The sequence below is a fragment of the Stenotrophomonas sp. 63632_Sma genome (assembly GCF_056482875.1).
In genome coordinates this window covers 2949604-2970683 of the sequence record NZ_CM151220.1, presented here as the reverse complement: position 1 = coordinate 2970683, position 21080 = coordinate 2949604, and the positions used below count along the sequence as shown (strand labels likewise).

General features: G+C 65.2%; 19 protein-coding genes. 8 read left to right on the top strand and 11 right to left on the bottom strand.

Annotated elements, in window-relative coordinates:
* Positions 1–3: 3 nt before the first annotated feature.
* From ACZK45_RS13830 to ACZK45_RS13800, 7 genes are all read right to left on the bottom strand, one after another.
* Complete coding sequence (locus ACZK45_RS13830) at positions 4–429, bottom strand: hypothetical protein (RefSeq protein ID WP_125892130.1); 426 nt, start codon at positions 427–429, stop codon at positions 4–6.
* Positions 430–535: 106 nt separating this feature from the next.
* The gene (locus ACZK45_RS13825) at positions 536–1141 is read right to left on the bottom strand and encodes a YggN family protein (protein WP_164081210.1); all 606 of its coding nucleotides are present in this window, start codon (positions 1139–1141) and stop codon (positions 536–538) included.
* Positions 1142–1172: 31 nt separating this feature from the next.
* Complete coding sequence (locus ACZK45_RS13820) at positions 1173–2060, bottom strand: DUF4097 family beta strand repeat-containing protein (protein ID WP_125892127.1); 888 nt, start codon at positions 2058–2060, stop codon at positions 1173–1175.
* A 25-nt stretch (positions 2061–2085) separates the two neighbouring features.
* Positions 2086–3114, bottom strand: a complete 1029-nt coding sequence (locus tag ACZK45_RS13815) for an ABC-2 transporter permease (RefSeq protein WP_125892125.1) — start codon at positions 3112–3114, stop codon at positions 2086–2088.
* Positions 3111–3986: an ABC transporter ATP-binding protein gene (locus ACZK45_RS13810; protein ID WP_032130455.1), complete on the bottom strand. Its 876-nt coding sequence runs from the start codon at positions 3984–3986 to the stop codon at positions 3111–3113. Before ACZK45_RS13810 ends, ACZK45_RS13815 begins: the two co-directional genes overlap by 4 nt.
* On the bottom strand, positions 3986–4345 hold the full coding sequence (locus ACZK45_RS13805; RefSeq protein ID WP_006453095.1) for a GntR family transcriptional regulator: 360 nt from the start codon (positions 4343–4345) through the stop codon (positions 3986–3988). Before ACZK45_RS13805 ends, ACZK45_RS13810 begins: the two co-directional genes overlap by 1 nt.
* Positions 4346–4347: 2 nt before the next feature.
* A complete protein-coding gene (locus ACZK45_RS13800; protein WP_080355172.1) occupies positions 4348–4593 on the bottom strand; it encodes a hypothetical protein in 246 nt (81 codons plus the stop codon).
* A gap of 368 nt (positions 4594–4961) precedes the next feature.
* On the opposite strand from ACZK45_RS13800, the gene ACZK45_RS13795 reads away from it, so the two are divergent.
* From ACZK45_RS13795 to ACZK45_RS13770, 6 genes are all read left to right on the top strand, one after another.
* Positions 4962–5549, top strand: coding sequence for a glutathione peroxidase (locus tag ACZK45_RS13795; RefSeq protein ID WP_019337359.1), 588 nt, complete (start codon positions 4962–4964; stop codon positions 5547–5549).
* Positions 5550–5645: 96 nt separating this feature from the next.
* Positions 5646–6623, top strand: a complete 978-nt coding sequence (locus tag ACZK45_RS13790) for an FKBP-type peptidyl-prolyl cis-trans isomerase N-terminal domain-containing protein (RefSeq protein ID WP_019337358.1) — start codon at positions 5646–5648, stop codon at positions 6621–6623.
* 23 nt (positions 6624–6646) lie between these two features.
* A complete protein-coding gene (locus ACZK45_RS13785) occupies positions 6647–7996 on the top strand; it encodes a UDP-glucose dehydrogenase family protein (protein ID WP_478444836.1) in 1350 nt (449 codons plus the stop codon).
* On the top strand, positions 7989–8228 hold the full coding sequence (locus ACZK45_RS13780) for a SlyX family protein (RefSeq protein WP_019660397.1): 240 nt from the start codon (positions 7989–7991) through the stop codon (positions 8226–8228). Before ACZK45_RS13785 ends, ACZK45_RS13780 begins: the two co-directional genes overlap by 8 nt.
* Before the next feature lie 10 nt (positions 8229–8238).
* The gene (locus ACZK45_RS13775) at positions 8239–8928 is read left to right on the top strand and encodes a DUF2058 domain-containing protein (RefSeq protein ID WP_180837515.1); all 690 of its coding nucleotides are present in this window, start codon (positions 8239–8241) and stop codon (positions 8926–8928) included.
* 48 nt (positions 8929–8976) lie between these two features.
* Positions 8977–11049: an acyltransferase family protein gene (locus ACZK45_RS13770; RefSeq protein WP_293792717.1), complete on the top strand. Its 2073-nt coding sequence runs from the start codon at positions 8977–8979 to the stop codon at positions 11047–11049.
* Between the two features lie 212 nt (positions 11050–11261).
* Here the strand turns inward: ACZK45_RS13770 and metH are convergent, their stop codons facing one another.
* Genes metH through ACZK45_RS13755 form a run of 3 tightly spaced genes read right to left on the bottom strand, consistent with a single transcriptional unit; the run spans position 11262 to position 16038 of the window.
* Positions 11262–13946, bottom strand: coding sequence for a methionine synthase (gene metH, locus ACZK45_RS13765; protein ID WP_219630850.1), 2685 nt, complete (start codon positions 13944–13946; stop codon positions 11262–11264).
* Between the two features lie 57 nt (positions 13947–14003).
* Positions 14004–15095 (bottom strand): homocysteine S-methyltransferase family protein, encoded by a 1092-nt coding sequence (locus tag ACZK45_RS13760; RefSeq protein ID WP_219630851.1) that lies wholly within the window; start codon positions 15093–15095, stop codon positions 14004–14006.
* A gap of 13 nt (positions 15096–15108) precedes the next feature.
* Positions 15109–16038: an ArsR/SmtB family transcription factor gene (locus ACZK45_RS13755; protein WP_032127664.1), complete on the bottom strand. Its 930-nt coding sequence runs from the start codon at positions 16036–16038 to the stop codon at positions 15109–15111.
* A gap of 153 nt (positions 16039–16191) precedes the next feature.
* On the opposite strand from ACZK45_RS13755, the gene ACZK45_RS13750 reads away from it, so the two are divergent.
* Entirely contained in the window at positions 16192–17340 is a 1149-nt protein-coding gene (locus ACZK45_RS13750; protein WP_180837517.1) for an acyl-CoA dehydrogenase family protein, read from the top strand.
* 155 nt (positions 17341–17495) lie between these two features.
* Positions 17496–17759, top strand: a complete 264-nt coding sequence (locus ACZK45_RS13745) for a hypothetical protein (RefSeq protein WP_080355173.1) — start codon at positions 17496–17498, stop codon at positions 17757–17759.
* A 139-nt stretch (positions 17760–17898) separates the two neighbouring features.
* On the opposite strand, the gene ACZK45_RS13740 is transcribed toward ACZK45_RS13745, so the two are convergent.
* Complete coding sequence (locus ACZK45_RS13740) at positions 17899–21072, bottom strand: multidrug efflux RND transporter permease subunit (RefSeq protein ID WP_478444835.1); 3174 nt, start codon at positions 21070–21072, stop codon at positions 17899–17901.
* Positions 21073–21080: the final 8 nt, after the last annotated feature.

The window sequence follows — 21080 nt, the reverse complement described above, 5'->3', positions numbered from 1 at the left end:
TTTTCAGCGACGGTCGGCGACGATGTTGCCGAAGGTGTCGGTGTAATCCTTGAACTCCGGGATGCGCTGGATCAGGTCCGCCGGAATCACGTCCATGCCCTCCGGCGGCTGGATCTTCACCGGCTGCATGTTGGGATCGGCCGGTGCGGCCACCAGGGTGTTCTGGCGCAGCACCTGCAGTTTGCCGAACATGGTCTGCAGCATCTGTTTCTGCCCGTCGTCCAGCGGAATCTGGATCTCGTCCATCTTCATCGTGCCGTCGGCGAGGATGATGATGTTCGGCGCGGGCGGGCGACGCACGGTGACCATGCCTTCGCTGACGGAAATCTTGGGCTTGCCACGCTCGGCGCGGTGGTTGCGGTACTCCTGGTCACAGCCGGCCAGGCCAAGGCAGAGCAGGGCGGTCAACAGCAGAAACAACTTCTTCATGACATTCGGTTCGGGGGCGTCCGGGGCCGCCATTGTAAGCCGGGCGGCGCACTACGGCCGGCAGCCGGACGCCGCCGCCGGCCGGGTGCGCTGATCTGTCACAGGCCTAGCGCTGGACCACGGTGTCCTTGCCGCAGTCGTCCACGTCGCTCTGGTCCATGGTCGCGTAGGGCTTGAATGCCGGCAGTTCACGTGCGAGCGCCTGCTGGCTGGCCAGCATCGCCGGAAGGCGGTCGCAGATGCGCTTGGCCTGGGCTTCGATCTTCTCGGCTTCGGCATTGATGCGCTTTTCAACACCTTCGCTGTCGCCGCTGAAAATGCCCTTCAGCGCTTCGCCGGCAGCACTGGCACCCAGTTTGGCGCCGGCCAGGCCGACATCCATGCCGTCCATCGCGATGGCGACCACGTGGCCGCGGTAGTCCTGCAGATGACGGCGCTGGATATCGTTGGCGGCGATCTCCTTGCCCGCGATCAGCAGGCGGCCATCCGGCGTGATCTCCGCACGCGGCTGCTTGTCCGCCGAGATCTTGATGTTGCCCTGGGCGATATCCTTGCGGGCATCGTCCATCGCGTTCCTGACGGTCTCGCCGACGCCGCCTGTGGCTTCGGCCACACTCTTGCCAACGGTCTTGTCGGGTGCTGACGACGTGCCGCCGCAGGCGATCAGCGGCAGGGACAGCAGCACAGCGGGCAACAGGCGCAACAGGTTCATGGTGTTCCCCTGGTAGTGTCTGGAAGAGGGTTTACTTGCTGCGCGGCAGAGTGACCCGGCCGCTGACGTTGCGATGATCGACGTCACCGCTGCCGCTGTGGTCGACGGTCAGGGTGCCGCGCACGCCGTCGACGTTGATGTCGCCCGAGCCGTGGCTGCGGACATGCACATTGCCGCCGATGTCGGCCAGATCGACCCCGCCGGAGCCGACCACGCCCACTTCAACGCTGCCCTGCACGCGCTTGAACTCGATATCACCCGAGCCCACGGTATCCAGCCGCGCGTTGCCACGCACATCGCTGATCTTCAGGTCACCGGAGCCGACGGTACCGGTGCTGGCATCGCCGCTGATGTTGCGTACGGTGACGTCGCCGGAACCCAGCGACAGCAGATTCAGGGAGCTGCCGCCATCGATGTTGAGGTCGCCCGAACCCACTGCAGCGTGGATGCTGCCGCGGGTACCGCGGACCACGGCATCACCGGAACCCACGTCCACGCTCAGCGACTGTGCGTTCTCCACGCTGGCATCGCCCGAGCCGATCTTGAACTGCAGCGGGATGTTGTCCGGCACGCTGCCACGGATATCCAGCCAGGCGTAGCTGTTGCCCAGGCTGATGCCGCTTTGGCGGCCGTCGCGGCGCAGGCTCACCACCAGCTTGTCGCCGACCTTGCGCTGCTCCAGCACCAGCTGGTCCAGCCATTCCTGGCTGGACGCGCAGGCGCGGCCGTCCAGCTGGCCGCCGCCAGCGCTGGCGACCACCTTCAGGTCATGCTGATTGACCTCGAACACCACCGTCCTGGCACCAGCCACGTCCAGCTTCAGTGCGCGGGCGGCAGTGAACTTGCAGTTCGGAGCATCGGCGGCCAGCGCCGACAACGGCAACAGCAACAACGCAGAACAGGCGAGCAAAGAACGCATGGGTGGTGCCTCCGGATGGATGGGATCAGATCTCGCCGGCGCGCTTGCGCAGGCGGATGGCAAGGAAGATGAACACTGCACCGACGACGGCGCCGATCCACAGCTCCGGCATCGCCAGCGACTTCAGCTGCGAGGCGGGGGACATCAGGCTGACGACCGAGTCCAGATCGCGGCGCGATGCTTCGTCGGCGCCGAGGCGATACAGCAGGTCCATGCCGGGCACGCCGCCCAGCAGCAGGCGGCCGACGATGTTCTGCCAGAACCAGCCGGTGGTCAGGCCGAACAGCGGCATCATCTTGGTGGAGCTGACAATGATGCCGGCAAACAGCGGCAACATTACCGCCCACAGGAACGGCTTGCTCCTGGCCCATGCCGAGCACAGCAACAGCCAGCCGGCGGTGGGCAGGGCCCACAGGGCATAGACCGGAATCCAGGCCAGGTGCCCAGCGGCCAGGGTCAGCGGGCTGGCCGGGCCCCAGATCAGGGTCATCGGGCTGCCGCCGTGCAGCAGTGCGACGGCGCTGATGATCAGCATGAAGCCAAACATGGTGAGGATGCCGGCGATGACCGCGATCAACGGTGCCATGATCAGTGCGCTGATCACTTTGGACAGCACGGTCTGCGTGTCCGACAGCGGCAACGACTTCCAGAACAGGATGCTGCGGTCGCGGCGATCGTCGTACAGGGCGCCCAGGCAGTAGAAGAACACGACGAAGGCCAGCACCACGAACGGCCAGCTTGAACTGAGTACCAGAGTCAGGTCCAGGCCGTTGCCAAGATCAGCAAGGTCCTTGGCACTGATGTCACGGGTGAGCAGGGCCAGGTTCAGGCCGTTGATGTTCACGTTCTCGCCATCGATGTGCAGGCCGCCGTCGCGTGCCGCACGGTTCAGCGCGAACAGGCCGAAGGCAATGCCGGCGATGCTCATCACCAGTGAGATCAGGCCCGCGATCAACGGGGCATACAGGAAGCCGCCGCGGTTCTCCCAGTACTCGCGCTTGAGCAGCCAGCGCAGGGTGCCGATCGGGCTGATGGGGTGCTTGATGGCATTCATGCGTAGGTCCCCTTCATGATGGCGACGAACAGGTCGGCCAGGCCCGGGATGCGGGTCTCGCCGAGAGAGGAAAGCTGGGTGCGCGGCACGCCATCGAACAGCATCACCGTCTTGCCGAACGCCAGGCTGCGCTCGTCGATCGGCTTCAGGGCGCGCGCGGTGTCCAGCTGGTCGGCATTGACCAGCAGCTCGGTATAGCGCTGGCCGACGTCGTCCATTTCCGCGTCGAGCACGATGCGGCCATCGCGGATGAACATCACGTCGCTGAGGATGTGCTCGATCTCCTCCACCTGGTGGGTGGTGACGATGATGGTTTTCTGTTCGTCGAAGTAGTCTTCCAGCAGGCGCTGGTAGAACTCCTTGCGGTACAGGATGTCCAGGCCGAGGGTCGGCTCGTCCAGCACCAGGATGCGGGCATCGATGGCCATCACCAGCGCCAGGTGCAGCTGCACGATCATGCCCTTGGACAGCTCGCGCACGCGCTGCTTCGGCTGCAGCTTGGTGTTGGCCAGGAAGCGTTCGCAGCGGGCGCGGTCGAAGCGCGGGTGGACGCCGGCCACGAAATCGATCGCCTCGCGCACCTTCAGCCAGCGCGGCAGCACGGCGACGTCGGCGATGAAGCAGATGTCGTTCATCAGTTCGTCGCGGTGCAGTCGCGGGTCGCGGCCGAGCACGCTCAGTTCACCCTCCACCGAGGTCAGCCCAAGAATGGCCTTCAGCGCGGTGGTCTTGCCGGCGCCATTGGGCCCGATCAGGCCGACGATGCGCCCGCTTGGAATGCTGAAACTGGCGTTGTCGAGGGCGACCGTGGTCTTGTAGGCCTTGCGCAGGCCTCGGGCGGTGATGACCGACTCACTTGCAGTGCTATTCATCAGACTTTCCCCTGGGGCAGCAATTCGTCGAGGCTCAGGCCCAGGCGCTGGATGCGCTCCAGAACCGCCGGCCATTCTTCGTTGAGGAAACGGTCGCGCTCGCTGCTGCGCAGCTGCGTGGCCGCCTGCTCGGTCATGAACATGCCCAGGCCGCGGCGCTTCTCGACCAGGCCTTCGTCGGCCAGCTCCTGGTAAGCGCGCGAAACGGTGATGGGGTTGAGTTGATAGTCGGCGGCCACCTGGCGCACCGAAGGCAGGGCATCGCCCGGCTTGAGGATTCCGTCGAGCATCATGGCGATCACGCGCTCCTTCAACTGACGGTAGATGGGAGCGCCGTCGCTCCACTGGATGTCGCTCATATTCAGCTCCGTGGGGTCAGCGGCTGGGCGAACGAGAAATACGGCATGGACAGCGCGCTGTGCAGCCGACGCGGGGGAGGGGGGGAGGAGGAGGGGGCGTTCCCTGCGGGGGAGAGAGTCGCGTCCTGCGCACTTTCAGCAGCGGCGGAAACAGGGGCGGTGGGCGTGGCCCACCAGGCCAGCACGAGCAGGGTCGAAACAGCGACGGCCGCGGGTGCGGTGAGGTTGCGACGGATCCGGACGTTCATGGCTTCCCCCTGTCTCAGGTGACTGGTGTTGTATGCAACTATAACACCGGCACGCCTACGTGCAACCCCTTGCCGTCCCCAACTGATGGCAGGGGTGGTCAGATTGCTGAAACATCCCTTTAGTCGATTGATTTAAAAGGGAAATGAATCTTCTGCAAGGGGCTTTTCGGGGCGGCCTTCCATTCAGTGATGTCCATGCTATGTCATCACTGCGCCTTCGATGGCGCCCGGGCAGCACATTCGCCACGCCGCGCAAAGCCCGGGGTGGACCTGTGCCATCAGGGGCTCCAGAGCCCGGTGCTATAGTTCGGCCGATTCCCGGCCAGCACTGGCCGGGCCTTGTGAATGGCTACCGCGGACCGCCTCTGATGCCCCTGCCGACCGTTTCCCCGTGCCGCCTGCGCGGCCTGTCCCTGCTGGCCCTGATGGTGGCCGGCGCCGCCGGTTCCGCCAGTGCGCTGGCGGCCGACCTGCTCGATCTGGAATACCGGCCGTTGGCCAGCAAGCAGCAGGTGAATCTGCAGCAGCGCTATCACGGGCAGGTGCTGCTGGTGGTCAACACCGCCAGCAAGTGTGGCTACACGCCGCAGTACGAAGGGCTGGAGGCGCTGCAGAAGCGCTATGCAGGTCGCGGTTTTGCGGTGCTGGGCTTTCCTTCCAATGACTTCAAGGGCCAGGAACCGGGTGACGAGAAGCAGATCCAGGACTTCTGCACCCTGACCTACGGCGTCAAGTTCCCGATGTTCGAGAAGGTGCATGTGGTCGGCACGCAGGCCACGCCGCTGTACCAGCGGTTGACCGCAGCGACCGGCGTTGCGCCGGCCTGGAACTTCCACAAGTACCTCGTGGGCCGCGATGGCAAGGTCATTGCCCAGTTCGCCAGCAAGGTGACGCCGGACGATCCGCAGCTGACCGCGGCCATCGACAAGGCGCTGGCGGCAGCCGCCACGCATTGATATCCGGCACGCATGCCTCGACATCGACGGCATGCGTGCGACAATGTTTCTTTTCGCGCCGACGTCGGCGCCCAGACACTTCCAGGAATGCAGCGAATGAAGATGGGAATGCGCGGCGCCGCGGCGTCGGTTCTGATTCTGGCGATGGGCACTTCGGGTGTCGCTCTGTCGCAACAACCGGCTGCCCCCGCAGCCGCCAAGGAGACCGCAACCTTGAATTCCCCCAAGCAGAAGCTCGGCTACGCCATCGGCCTTGATGTCGCCAAGTCGTTCACCCCGATCGCCGATGAGATCGATGTGGCCGCCCTGCGCACCGCCGTTGAGCGTTCGTTCGAGGGCCTGCAGCCGCAGATCACCCAGGAACAGGCCAAGGCCACCGATGCCGCCCTGCGCCAGGTCGTTATGGCCCGCAGCGGCCAGCAGGTGCCGGGCGTGGCACCGGGCTCGCAGCCGCCGAAGGTCGACCGCGTCAAGGTGTCGCAGATGATCGGCTCCTACTCGGTGGGTCCGTCGCTGGCGCAGCTGAAGGACGATATCGATGTCGCCTCGTTGTTTGACGCAATCAGCACCGGCCTGACCAAGGGCCAGCCGAAGATGACGGAAGCTGACGCGACCGCCACCATCCAGGCCTTCATGGGTGCCAAGCAGGCTGAAATGCAGGCCAAGGCCGCCCAGGCTGCGCAGACCAACCGCACGGAAGGCAACGCATTCCTGGCCAAGAACAAGACCCAGCCGGGCGTGGTGACCACCTCGTCGGGCCTGCAGTACCAGGTGATCCGCCCGGGTAGCGGCGAGCGCCCGCTGCCGAGCAGCAAGGTGCGCGTGAACTACGAAGGCAAGCTGCTCAACGGCACCGTGTTCGACAGTTCCTACGGCCGCCAGCCGGCCGAGTTCGGCCTGGACCAGGTGATCAAGGGCTGGACCGAAGGCGTCGCGCTGATGCCGGTCGGTTCGAAGTACCGCTTCTGGATCCCGGGCGAACTCGCCTACGGTGAGAACGGCACCCCGGGCGGCCCGATCGGCCCGAACGCGACTCTGACGTTCGACGTCGAGCTGCTGGGCGTTCTGCCGTAAGTCATTCAGGAGCGAATACGGATATGCGCGTTGCGATTTTTGGTACCGGCTACGTTGGACTGGTGACCGGTACCTGCCTGGCCGATGTTGGTCATCAGGTGGTCTGTGTCGATATCGACCATGCCAAGGTGGATGGCCTCAACCAGGGCATCATCCCGATCTATGAACCCGGCCTGGAGCCGATGGTGAAGGCCAATCATGCCGCAGCGCGGCTGGCGTTCACCACGGATGCCGCGGCCGCCATCGATCACGGCCAGGTGGTGTTCATCGCCGTTGGTACGCCGCCGGACGAGGATGGCAGTGCCGATCTTCAATACGTGCTTGCCGTAGCCCGAACCATTGGTCGGCACATGAGTGTGCCGACCGTGGTGGTGAACAAGTCGACGGTGCCGGTCGGCACCGCCGACAAGGTGCGTGCCGCCATTGCCGAAGAGCTGGCCGCGCGTGGCGCGGACATCGCCTTCGACGTGGTGTCCAACCCGGAATTCCTGAAGGAAGGCGATGCGGTTGCGGACTGCATGCGCCCGGACCGCATCATCATCGGTGCGGCGAACGAAGAGTCGGTGGCGGTGATGCGTCGCCTGTACGCGCCGTTCAACCGCAACCACGACCGCGTGGTGGAAATGGACGTGCGTTCGGCCGAACTGACCAAGTACGCCGCCAATGCGATGCTGGCGACCAAGATTTCGTTCATGAATGAAATCGCCAACATCGCTGAACGCGTCGGTGCCGATGTCGAGCAGGTCCGCCAGGGCATTGGTTCGGATCCACGCATCGGCTGGCACTTCATCTATCCGGGTGCCGGTTACGGCGGCTCGTGCTTCCCCAAAGATGTGCAGGCATTGGCCCGTACCGCCCAGCAGTATGGCCTTGAGCCGAAGCTGCTCAATGCGGTTGAAGCGGTCAACGATGCGCAGAAGGGCCATCTGTTTGCCCTCATCCAGCGTCATTACGACAAGGGCGAGGACGAGGGCGTGCGTGGAAAGACCTTCGCCGTATGGGGTCTGGCCTTCAAGCCGAACACCGACGACATGCGTGAGGCCTCCAGCCGTCGACTGCTGGCGCAGCTGTGGGAAGGCGGTGCGACGGTGCGTGCCTACGATCCGGAGGCGATGCACGAGTCGCAGCGCATCTTCGGCGAACGCGATGACCTGGTGTTCTGCAACAGTGCCGATGAGGCGCTGCAGGGTGCCGACGCGCTGGTGGTGGTGACCGAGTGGAAGCAGTTCCGCAGCCCCGACTTCCAGAAGCTGCGCGAGCAGCTGAAGGATGCGGCGGTGTTCGACGGCCGCAACCTGTATGAGCCGGGCGAAGTGGAAGCCGCAGGACTTGCGTACTACGGCATTGGCCGGGGGCGCTCGTTGCATGTCTGATCTGCCCACTGAACGCGAGCAGGCGCTGGAAGCGCGCCTGGTCGAGCTGGAAATGCGCGTGTCCTTCCAGGAACAGGCGCTGGCCGAGCTGAGCGACGCGCTGGCTGATGCCCGCATGCAGGGCATGCGCAACGCCGATGTGCTGCGCGTGCTGCTGGAAGACCTGGGCAAGGTCCGCAACGCACTGAATTCTTCCGATCCGGCGAGCGAACCGCCGCCGCCGCACTACTGATCCGAATCCTATGAGCGATACCCTCCGCGACCAGCTGATGGGCCTGGGCTTCAAGCCCGCGCCCAAGCCCGAGCGCAAGAATGATGGCCCCCGCCGTGATGGCCGCCCGCAGGGCAAGGGTGGCAACGGCAACGGCAATGGAAAGCCGCAGGGCCCAGGCAAGGGCGAGCACAAGCCCGGTGAGCGTCGTGGGCAGGGCCATGGCGCGGGCAAGCCCGGCGGGCATGCGCGCGGTGGCCAGGGCCAGCAGGGCCCGCGCAAGCCGCGCAGCACCGAAGAGATGGATCTGGCCAAGGCCTATGCCATCCGGGCGCAGCGGGAGAAGGAAGAGCGCATCGAGACCGAGCGCCTGAAGCAGGAAGAAGCACGCGTGCGCCGCGAGGCGAAGGCCAAGCTGGAAGAACTGCTGAAGGACAAGAGCCTCAACGCCGAGGCAGCGGACATCGCCCGCCACTTCCCGTATGGCGGCAAGATCAAGCGCATCTATGTGACTGCCGAACAGCTGACCGCGCTCAATGCCGGTGAGCTGGGTGTGGTCCAGCTCAATGGCCGCTACCTGCTGGTAACGGCCGACGTGCTGGCACAGTCCGAGGCGGTGTTCGCCGCCTCGGTGGCGCTGAAGGTCGATCCGAATGCGCCGGCCGAGGAAGATCCGTATGCGGATCCGCAGTACCAGGTGCCGGACGACCTGGTCTGGTAAAGGCGCAACCACCGCGGACGGCACTGCCTCCGCGGTTGGGGGGAAAGGATGACCGCTGATCCAAGCCGCGGCTACGTGCCGCACATTGACGGCCTGCGCGCGATTGCCGTGCTGGCCGTCATCGTGTTCCACCTGGACCCGGCCTGGTTGCCGGGCGGGTTCACCGGCGTAGACGTGTTCTTCGTCATTTCCGGGTTCGTGGTCAGCGCATCGGTGCACCGGCTGCCGTCGTTGTCGCTGTGGCAGTCGATGCTGCGCTTCTATTCGCGCCGCATCCGCCGCATCGCACCTGCGCTGATCAGCTGCCTGCTGTTGACCGCTGTCGGCAGCGTGCTGTTCATTCCCGAGTCCTGGCTCAGCGAGGCCAGTGACAAGACCGGGCTGATGGCATTCTTCGGCTTCAGCAACTGGGTGCTGGCGCTGATCGGCAACGATTATTTCGCGCCCAAGGCCGAATTCAATCCCTATACCCATACCTGGTCGCTGGGCGTGGAGGAACAGTTCTACCTGTTGTTCCCGCTGCTGTTCCTGGCCTGGGCGCGCGGCGCGCGCGGGCGTTGGATCAGCCTTGGGCTGTTTGCCGTGGTCAGCGCGGCGTCGCTGCTGCATGCGGCGGTGCTGGGCCTGCGCGAGGCGCCGCCATCGTGGGCGTTCTACGCCACCACTACGCGGCTGTGGCAGCTGGGCGTTGGCGTACTGCTGTTCCAGCTGCTGCATGTTCGCCAGCCAGTGGATGCGGTGACGACGATTGCACTGAAGCGCGCTGCGCCCGTGTTCTCGCTGCTCGCGATGGTGGCGCTGGCCTTGCTGTGCTGGGCATTGTGGACCGCACGGGCCGGACGTTCGCCGTGGCCTGATGGCCTGCTGCCGACCTTTGCTGCGGCAGGCCTGCTGTGGGCGCTGCATCATCATCCCCGGTCCTGGGTGGCACGCCTGTTGGCCAGCAGGCCGATGCGCTCCATCGGCCTGCTGTCGTACTCGCTGTATCTGTGGCACTGGCCGGTATTCGTGCTGATGCGCTGGACCGTGGGCCTGCAGACACCCCTGCAGATGAGCGCTGCGATGGCGCTGGTGCTGCTGCTGTCGTGGTTGTCGTGGCGCTGGGTGGAGCAACCGTTCCGGGGCCCCTTGGCGCAGCGTCTGCGCCCGGGTCGCTGGGTGCTGGCAGGTTCGGCTGTGCTGCTGGTCGCGGCCGGCACCCAGACGCTGCTGTACCTGCAGGCACCGCGGATATCACTGAGCACGGTCAGTCGGCATCCCGGCGACTGGTATCCCAACGGCAAGAGCGTGGCAGGCGACTATCCCGACTGCAGCCTGGTGACCACCAAGCGACGCTTCGAAGGTGGCAGCATGCGGACCTATGCGCGTGGTGACTGCGATCGGCCGGTGCCTGCCGGTGCGCCGAAGCAGGTGTTCGTTGCTGGCGATTCGCATGCAATGGCCTACATCGAGCTGCTGCAGCGGCTGGCGCTTGAGAGTGGCTCGGAGGTGATTCTCTACGGTCGTGGTGGATGCCCGCAGGTGAGCCTGCAGAAGTGGCGCGGCGCGGGTGCCGGTTGCAGTGATTTCGACGCAGCGATGCTCGCCGATGTCACGCAGCGTGCGCAGCCAGGTGATGCCGTGGTGCTGGTGTCGCTGCGGATACCGCGCTTGTCCGATCAGTTCGTATTGTTCGATGCGCAGGCGCAGCTGGCGGGCGAGCTGACCCCGGAAGCCACTGCAGGACGCGAGGCCGAAGTGGCCGAGGCGATCACCCAGTGGAAACCGTTGGCCGAGCGCGGTGTGCGAATTGTGCTGGAGGCGCCCAAACCGGTGCTGCCGGCGCCGCCGTATCGCTGCTCTGACCGCTTCAATTCACGCAACGAGGTCTGCCGCAACGGCCTGGACAGCACGCGTGAGGCGATGGAAACGCTGCGTGCGCCGATGCTGGGCAGCCTGCAGCAGGTGGTCGATGGCCTGCCAGGGGGTGTGCTGTGGGATCCGATGCCGGTGCTGTGTGATGACGTGCTGTGCCCGGCGCAGCGCGATGGCCGGCCGTTGTTCTTCGATGGCGATCACCTCAGCGCGCATGGCAACCGTGTGCTGCTGCCGTCGCTGCAGCAGGTACTGCTGCAGCAGTAGGACCGCGCCGGCGTCAGGCCTTGAAGCGGCTCCGGCGTGCGCGGATCAGTGGCAGGCTCGGTGCGAAAAAGCACAGCAGTGCGCCGACCAGGGCAAACGACACCGGACGAGAAACCGTCAAAGCCCAGCGCAATGATGAAGCGAAAAGGGGACGGAGGGGATTAAGTCGTTTTAGGCACAAACGACTTAATCCCCTCCGTCCCCTTTTTGTGTCATTCGGGGTCGTAGTCGAGGTTGGAGGCCAGCCAGCGCTCGGCCTGGGCGCGGTCCACGCCCTTGCGGCGGGCGTAGTCGCTGACCTGCTCGCGGCTGAGGCGGCCGACCACGAAGTACTGGCTCTGCGGATGGCTGAAGTAGTAGCCCGAAACGGCCGCCGTAGGCAGCATCGCGAAGCTCTCGGTCAGTTCCATGCTGGCGTTGGCTTCGGCCTGCAGCAGGTCGAACAGGCGTCGCTTTTCGCTGTGCTCCGGGCAGGCGGGGTAACCCGGTGCCGGGCGGATGCCACGGTACTCCTCGTCGATCAGCGCCTCGTTGTCCAGCGTCTCGGCGTGCTCATGGCCCCAGAATTCGGTACGCACGCGCTGGTGCAGGCGCTCGGCCAGCGCTTCGGCGAAGCGATCGGCGAGGGCCTTCAGCAGAATCGCGTTGTAGTCATCGTGGTCGGCTTCGAGGCGCGCTACGTGCGCGTCGATGCCGATGCCGGCAGTGACGGCGAAGGCGCCGATCCAATCCTGCTTGCCGCTGTCGGCCGGGGCGATGAAATCGGCCAGGCAGAAATCCGGGCGCTCGGCCGGCTTGTCCACCTGCTGGCGCAGGAAGTGCAGGGTGGTTTCGCCCTGCGGGTGCTGCACGCGCACGTCGTCGCCGATGCTGTTCGCCGGCCACAGGCCGAACACGGCCTTGGCGGTCAGCCATTTCTCATTGACGATGCGCTCGAGCATCGCGCGGGCGTCCCTGTACAGATCGCTGGCCTGGGTGCCGACGATCTCGTCGGTGAGGATGGCCGGAAACTTGCCGGCCAGCTCCCAGGCCTGGAAGAACGGCGTCCAGTCGATGTAGTCGACCAGTTCGGCCAGCGGGTAGTCGTCAAATACGTGCAGGCCGGGCTGGTTCGGTGCCGGCGGCGTGTAGGTGTCCCAGCCGCCCTGGAATTTCTGCCCACGCGCGTGTTCCAGCGAAACCAGGCGCTTGGCATCGCCACGGTTGCGATGACGCGCGCGGATCTCGGCATAGTCGGCCTCGTTGGCGGCTACGAAGGCCTCGCGCAGGTCACGCGAGATCAGCGACTGGGCGACGCCGACCGCGCGCGAGGCGTCCTTCACCCACACCGTGGGCGCCTTGTAATGTGGGTCGATCTTCAGCGCGGTGTGCGCGCGCGAGGTGGTCGCTCCACCGATCAGCAGCGGCAGGTCGAAGCCCTGGCGCTGCATCTCCCGGGCCACGTGGCTCATCTCTTCCAGTGATGGAGTGATCAGGCCGGACAGGCCGATCAGGTCGGCGTTGTGCTCGCGCGCGGCATCGAGGATCTTCTGCGCCGGCACCATCACGCCAAGGTCGACCACCTCGAAGTTGTTGCAGGCCAGGACTACGCCGACGATGTTCTTGCCGATGTCATGCACATCCCCCTTCACCGTGGCCATGATGATCTTGCCGTTGCTCTTGGCGGTGTCTCCACTGCGCGCCTTCTCGGCCTCGATGTAGGGCAGCAGGTAGGCCACGGCCTTCTTCATCACGCGCGCGGATTTCACCACCTGCGGCAGGAACATCTTGCCGGCGCCGAACAGGTCGCCGACCACGTTCATGCCATCCATCAACGGACCTTCGATCACGTCCAGCGGGCGGCTGGACGCCTGCCGGGCCAGTTCGGTGTCTTCTTCCACGAAGGCATCCAGGCCGTGCACCAGCGCGTGCGCCAGGCGCTGCGCCACCGGCTTCTCGCGCCAGGCGAGGTCTTCGGTCTTCGCCGCGCCCTTCTTGCCCTTGTAGCGCTCGGCGATTTCCAGCAGGCGCTCGGTGGCATCGCTGCGGCGGTTGAGGATCACATCCTCCACGCGCTCGCGCAGTTCCGGTTCCAGTTCGTCGTAGATCGGCATGGCGCCGGCGTTGACGATGCCCATGTCCATGCCGGCGGCAATGGCGTGGTACAGGAACACCGAGTGGATGGCCTGGCGCACCGTTTCGTTGCCGCGGAACGAGAACGAGACGTTGGAAACACCGCCGGACACATGGCAGTGCGGCAGCGTCTGCTTGATGATGCGGGTGGCTTCGATGAAGTCCACCGCATAGTTGTCGTGCTCTTCGATGCCGGTGGCGACGGCGAAGATGTTCGGGTCGAAGATGATGTCCTGCGGTGGGAAGCCGATCTCGTCGACCAGGATGCGGTAGGCGCGGGTGCAGATCTCGACCTTGCGTGCGCAGGTGTCAGCCTGGCCGCTTTCGTCGAATGCCATCACCACCGCGGCCGCGCCATAGCGCAGGACCTTGCGTGCGTGCTCGCGGAACAGCGCCTCGCCTTCCTTCAGCGAGATCGAATTGACCACGCTCTTGCCCTGCAGGCACTTCAGGCCGGCCTCGATCACGCTCCACTTGGAGGAGTCGACCATCACCGGAATACGGGCGATGTCCGGCTCGGACATGATCAGGTTGAGGTAGCGGGTCATCGCCGCTTCCGAATCGATCAGGCCCTCGTCCATGTTGACGTCGAGGATCTGCGCACCGCTGGCCACCTGCTGGCGGGCCACGTCCACCGCTTCTTCGTAGCGGCCTTCCTTGACCAGCTTGCGGAACTGCGCGCTGCCGGTGACGTTGGTGCGTTCGCCGACGTTGATGAACAGCAGGTCCGGAGTGATGACCAGAGGTTCCAGGCCGGACAGGCGGGTAGGGCGGACAGGCGTCATGGCAGGCGTCGGCTCAACAGCAATAGGGCGGGAAGTGCGGAACGGTGGCGGCGACATTCATGCGGCCTGCTCCTGGACACCGGGCAGGGCGCGCGGCGGCAGCCCGGCCACGGCCTCGGCGATTGCGCGGATGTGGTCAGGGGTGGAGCCACAGCAGCCACCGACCAGGTTCAACAGGCCATCCTCGGCGAAACCGCGCAGGGTGCTGGCCATGTCCTCGGGCGTCTCGTCGTACTCGCCGAAGGCATTGGGCAGGCCTGCGTTGGGGTGCGCGCTGACGTAGCAGTCGGCGACCTGCGAAAGGGTTTCCACGTGCGGGCGCATCGCATCGGCACCCAGTGCGCAGTTCAGGCCGATCGACAATGGGCGCGCATGCGCGAGCGACGCGTGGAAGGCCTCGGCGGTCTGCCCGGACAGCGTGCGTCCCGAGGCATCAGTGATGGTGCCGGAGATCATCACCGGCAACCTTGCACCGCGTGCATCGAAGGCCTCCTCCAGTGCATACAGCGCGGCCTTGGCATTGAGCGTGTCGAAGATGGTCTCGACCATGATGGTGTCGGCGCCGCCGTCGATCAGGCCGTCAATGGCTTCGCGGTACGTGTCGCGAAGCTCGTCGAAGCTGGTGTTGCGGAAGCCCGGATCGTTGACATCGGGACTGATCGAGGCGGTGCGGCTGGTCGGGCCGATCACCCCGATCACGAAGCGTGGCTTGCCTGGTGTGGTTGCGGCTACCGTATCGCAGCAGGCGCGTGCCACCGCTGCGCCAGCCTTGTTCAGTTCGTACACCAGGTGTTCGAGGTGGTAGTCGGCCTGGCTGACCGACGTGGCGTTGAACGTGTTGGTCTCGACCAGATCCGCGCCCGCTTCCAGGTAGGCGGTATGGATCTCGGCGACGATCTGCGGCCGGGTCAGCAGCAGCAGATCGTTGTTACCCTTCAGGTCATGCCCTTCCTGCACGGCGTGGTCGCAAGCGGGGCCATGCACATGATCGTAGCCACCGGCGAAGCGCTCGCCGCGGTAGTCGTCTTCCTGCAGGCCATGGCGCTGGATCATGGTGCCCATCGCGCCGTCGATGATCAGGATCCGCTCGCGCAGGGCGTCGAGCAGGGCGTTGGCACGATCAGGATGCAACCAGGGCAGGGCAGGCATGGCGATCTCGGGCTCAGGGCTTGTTGGCGATCAGTGAAATCACTTCGAAGTGCGGCGGACGCTTTTCGCGGGTGACCGTCTCCAGGCTGGATACCTGCAGGCCGGCCTTGTCGACGAACCTGCGCAGCTCCTTGTCGCTGAAGCCGAGGTTGACGTGGCCGTAGGCCTCGACCGCCGCCTTGTGCTCGTGGCGGGCCAGGCTGCACAGCAGCAGGCGGCCGCCGGAGCGCAGCACGCGCGCGGCTTCGGTCACCGCCTGCGCCGGTTTGCTGGCGTAGGTCAGCGCATGCATCAGCACCACCAGGTCGAAGCTGCCGTCCTTGAACGGCAGCGCATGCATGTCGCCCTCGCGCACTTCCACATTGGGCAGGCGGCGCAGGCGCTCGCTGGCGGCGGCAACCACGCGCGCGCTGGTATCGATGCAGATGTAGCGCTTGGCATGCGGGGCCACCAGTTCGGCCAGCACGCCGTCACCAGAGGCGATGTCCAGCACGTCGCCGGTCTCCAGCAGCGGCAGCGCGGTGCGGGCGAGGGCTTCCCAGGTGCGCCCCGGGGAGTAGTGGCGTTCCATGTCGCCGGCCACGCTGTCGGCCCAGTTCTGGTCGGAGGCGCGGTGGGCCAGCACGGCAGCGACGCGTTCAGCGTCCTGGCGCAGCAGCGGGTCATCGCTTCCGTTGCTCAAGGCATGCCACAATGCACGCTGCGCCGGGTCCAGCTGGGCCTCGTCGAAGCGGTAATAGGCCGATACGCCCGCACGGCGGTCGCGGACCAGGCCGGCTTCCTTCAGGCGCGCCAGGTGGGTGGAGACGCGCGGCTGTGCCAGCCGGGTGATCGCCGACAGTTCGGCCACGGTCAGTTCCTCCTGCTCCAGCAGCGCCAGCAGGCGCACGCGGGTCGCATCGGCGAACACCTTCAGGCGGGTCGACCAGTCTTCAAGATCCATAAATATCTACCTATCGCGATATAGAGATATATTCGCTGAAAGGGCCCGTCGCGGTCAAGTCGCCAGCGTACGGAAACAGCCGGGCCCCGGTACAATCGGGGCACCTGGGCGCGCCGTATGTAGCCCATAACTTCATGTACCCGGGAGGGTGTTGTGGATTTCAGCTTTACCGAAGAGCAGTTGATGCTGCAGGACGTTGCGCGGCGCATCGCGCAGGAGAAGATCGCCCCGAGCGCGGAGCACCATGACCGTACCGGCGAGTTCCCGCTCGACAACATCCGCCTGCTGGGCGAGAACGGCCTGATGGGCATCGAAGTGCCGACCGAATACGGTGGCGCGGGCATGGACCCGGTGGCGTACGTGCTGGCGATGGTGGAGGTCGCCGCCGCCGACGCGGCCCATTCGACCATCATGTCGGTCAACAACTCGCTGTTCTGCAATGGCATCCTCACCCACGGTACCGAGCAGCAGAAGCAGACCTACGTGCGTGCCATCGCCGAGGGCGAGGCCATCGGCGCGTTTGCGCTGACCGAGCCGCAGTCCGGCTCCGACGCCACGGCCATGCGCTGCCGCGCGGTGAAGCAGGCAGACGGCACCTTTGTCATCAATGGCAAGAAGAGCTGGATCACCTCCGGCCCGGTGGCCAGGTACATCGTGCTGTTCGCGATGAGCGAGCCGGACAAGGGCGCACGCGGCATCACCGCCTTCCTCATCGACACCGACAAGGCCGGCTTCGGCCGCGGCAAGACCGAGCCGAAGCTGGGCATCCGCGCCTCGGCCACCTGCGAGATCGAGTTCAACGACTACGTGGCGCAGGCTGAAGACGTGCTGGGCCAGGAAGGCGAGGGCTTCAAGATCGCCATGAGCGTGCTCGATGCTGGCCGCATCGGTATCGCCTCGCAGGCCATCGGCATCGCCCGTGCCGCCTATGAAGCGACCCTGGAGTACGTGAAGGAGCGCAAGGCGTTCGGCGCGGCCATTGGTACCTTCCAGATGACCCAGGCCAAGATCGCCGACATGAAGTGCAAGCTGGACGCAGCGCTGCTGCTGACCCTGCGCGCGGCGTGGGTGAAGGGCCAGTGCAAGCGCTTCAGCACCGAAGCGGCGGTGGCCAAGCTGACGGCCTCGGAAGCGGCGATGTGGATCACCCATCAGGCCGTGCAGATTCATGGCGGCATGGGATACTCGAAGGAAATGCCGCTGGAGCGCTACTTCCGTGATGCCAAGATCACCGAGATCTACGAGGGCACCTCGGAAATCCAGCGCCTGGTGATCGCCCGCAACGAGACCGGGCTGCGCTGAGTTCGACCGGCCGCGCCGCTGCAACGGCGGCGCGGCCAGTAGATCCACGCCATGCGTGGATACACGGTCTTCTTGGCCGAGCGATACCCGATCTGGTCCAATGCAAGCCGGTTTTTACGCGGTCTGCAAAGATGATCTATCGAGGTTGGGGATTCATGACGCTGGTGACGCCGATTGCAGCCATCCTGCTGCTGGCGTACTTCTTTCCGCATGAAGGCTCCAGGGGCAACACGCCGCTGCCCCAGGTTCTGTTGGGTGCAGGCATCGGCGCAGCGGTGAACGTATTGCTGGGTTTGTGGCTCAACCGTGCGCCCCGGCAGAAGGGTATGGCTGCACCCCATCATTTCTTCTTTGTGCCGATGCAATGGGCTGCATTGGCTCTCGTGGTGGTGTGCGTGGTGGTTGCACTGCTGCGCTGAGACGCCGGCTTGGCATGCGCCAACCTTGGTTGGCATGGATCCAGCGGCGCCAACCAAGGTTGGCGACTACCGGCTTCATGGCACGAATGAAAAGGCCCCGGATCGCTCCGGGGCCTTTTCGTTTCAACTCACTACCGGATCAACGATCCGGACGATGCGCGGCTTCCGCGTCGCGCTGGCGCTCCATGAATTCCTTGGAGGACTCATCCAGCTTGTCACCCAGCATGCGGCGCACGACCACGAAGAACACCGGGATCATCAGCAGGCCGAGCAGGGTGGCGAACAGCATGCCGCCGATCACGCCGGTACCGATGGCGTGGCGGGAATTGGCGCCGGCGCCGGTGGAGATCGCCATCGGGATCACGCCCATGATGAACGCGAACGAGGTCATCAGGATCGGGCGGAAGCGCAGGCGGGCCGCCTCGATGGTGGCATCGCGCAGGGTCTTGCCTGCTGCGCGCTGCTCCACCGCGAACTCCACGATCAGGATCGCGTTCTTGGCGGCCAGGCCGATCACGGTGATCAGGCCGATCTTGAAGAACAGATCGTTCGGCAGGCCACGCAGCATCGACAGGCCGAGGGCGCCAAGCACGCCAAGCGGCACCACCAACAGCACCGCCACCGGGATCGACCAGCTTTCATACAACGCGGCCAGGCACAGGAACACCACCACGATCGACAGCACCAGCAGCAGCGTCGCCGCGTTGCCGGCCAGGATTTCCTGGTAGGACATGCCCGACCAGTCGTAGCCGAAGCCAGCCGGCAGATCGTCGTTGACGATGCCTTCCATGGTCTGCATCGCCTCACCCGAGCTGGTGCCCGGTGCCTGCGAGCCGACGATGTTGATCGCCGAGTAGCCGTTGTAGCGGCTCAGCGACGGCGGTGCCGACACCCATTCGGACTTGACCACCGTATCGAGCGGGATCATCGCGTTGGTGCCGTCGGCATTCGTGGTCAGGCTGGAGGGGCTGTAGAAGCTCTTCAGCGATTCCTGGCCGGTGCGGTACGGACCATCGGCCTGCATGGTCACGCGCTTGATGCGGCCTTCGTAGAAGAAGTCGTTCACGTACACCGGGGCCAGCATCAGCTGGATGGTGCTGTACACGTCCGACACCGACATGCCCATCGACTGCGCCTGCACGCGGTCGACATGCAGCTGCAGCTGCGGGGCGTTTTCCAGGCCGTTCGGGCGTACGCCCACCAGATGATCGGGCTTCTGCGCAGCCTGGCCAAGCAGGATGTTGCGCGCCTGGGTCAGCTGCTCGTAGCCGGCACCGCTGCGGTCCTGCAGCCACATGTCGAAGCCGCCGAACTGGCCGAGGCCCTGCACGGTGGGCAGGTTGACCACGAAGATCTGCGCTTCCTTGATGCCGTAGAACGCGCCGTTCATGTTCTGGATGAACTCGGGCGCGGTGAACTTGCGTTCCTCCCATGGCTTCAGGCGGATGAAGCCCATGCCGACGTTCTCGCCGGAACCGACGAAGCTGAAACCGGCCACCTGCAGCATGCCTTCATAGCCATCCTGCTTTTCCAGGATGCCACGCATCTGCGCGAACACTTCGTTGGTCTGGCCCTTGGTCGAGCCCGGCGGCAGCTGCACGATCGCCAGCGCATAGCCCTGGTCTTCTTCCGGCAGGAAGCTGCCCGGCATGCGGGTGAACAGGAAGCCGCACAGTGCGGTCAGCACCACGAACAGGATCATCCAGCGCGGTGCATGGCGCACCGCCGAAGTGATGTGCCCCACATAGGTATGGCTGATCTTGTCGTAGTACTTGTTGAAGGTGCGGTAGATGATGTTCGGGTTGTCGTTGTGCGTCGGCTTGAGGAAGGTCGCGCACAGCGCCGGGGTGAAGCCCAGAGCCAGGAACGCCGAGAACGCCATCGAGATGGCGATGGTCAGCGCGAACTGCTTGTAGATCTCACCGGCGGCGCCGCCCTGCAGGGCGGACGGGATGAACACCGCGGCCAGTACGACGGTGATCGCCACCACCGCGCCGGTGATCTGGGTCATCGCCTTCTGCGTGGCCGGCTTCGGCGCCAGGCCTTCCTCGGTCATGATGCGTTCGACGTTCTCGATCACCACGATCGCGTCATCGACCACGATGCCGATCGCCAGCACCATCGCGAACAGGGTCAGCTGGTTGATCGTGAAGCCGATCATCCACATGCCCAGGAAGGTGCCGAGCAGGGCCACCGGGATGACCAGGGTCGGGATCAGGGTGGCGCGGAAGTTCTGCAGGAAGATCAGCATCACCAGGAACACCAGGAACACTGCTTCAAACAGTGTCTTGACCACTTCCTGGATGGAGATCTTGACGAAGGTGGTGCTGTCGTACGGCGAGAACCAGGTCACCCCGGACGGGAAGCTGGGCTGCAGCTCGTCCATCTTGGCGCGCACCGCATCGGCCACGTTCAGGGCGTTGGCGCCCGGCAGCAGCTGGATGGCGAAGGCACCGGTCGGCTTGCCGTTGTACTGGGTGTCGAAACCGTAGTTGTTGGCACCGAAGGCAACGCGGGCGATGTCCTTCATCAGCACCCGCGAACCATCCGGATTTGCCCGCAGGATGATGTTCTCGAACTCCTGCGGCGAACTGAAGCGGCCTTCAGCCGAGACCGTGGCGGTGAAGTGCTGGCCTTCCGGCGACGGGTCCGAACCCAGCGCACCGGCGGCGAACTGCACGTTCTGCGCACGCACCGCGGCGAGCACCTGGCTGGCCGACAGGCCATAACCCTGCATCTTCTCCGGGTTGAGCCAGATGTTCATGGCGTACTCGGAACCGAACTGCTGGGTGCTGCCGACGCCGGGAATACGCGAGACCTGGTCGAGCACGCGCGAGCCGACGATGTCGTTCAGGGCGTCACGGTTGATGGCCGGCGTATCGGACTGCAGCGCGATCACCATCAGGAAGCCGGCGTTGGCCTTGGCCACCACCACGCCCTGCTGGGTCACTTCCGAAGGCAGGCGTGGCGTGGCCAGCGAGACCTTGTTCTGCACCTGCACCTGGGCGATGTCCGGATCGGTACCGGTCTCGAAGGTCAGGGTGATCTGCGCGCGGCCGTTGGAGGCGGACGATGAGCTGAAGTACAGCAGGTGATCGATACCGGTCAGCTGCTGCTCGATCACCTGGGTGACCGATTTCTCGGTGGTGTCCGCACTGGCGCCCGGGTAGGTCGCCGAGACGGTGACCTGCGGCGGGGCGATGTTGGGATAGGACTCCACGCCCAGGTTGAGGATCGCGATCACGCCGCTGAGCGAGATCAGGATCGCAACCACCCAGGCGAAGACTGGATGTTCGATGAAAAATTTAGGCATGACGGAAG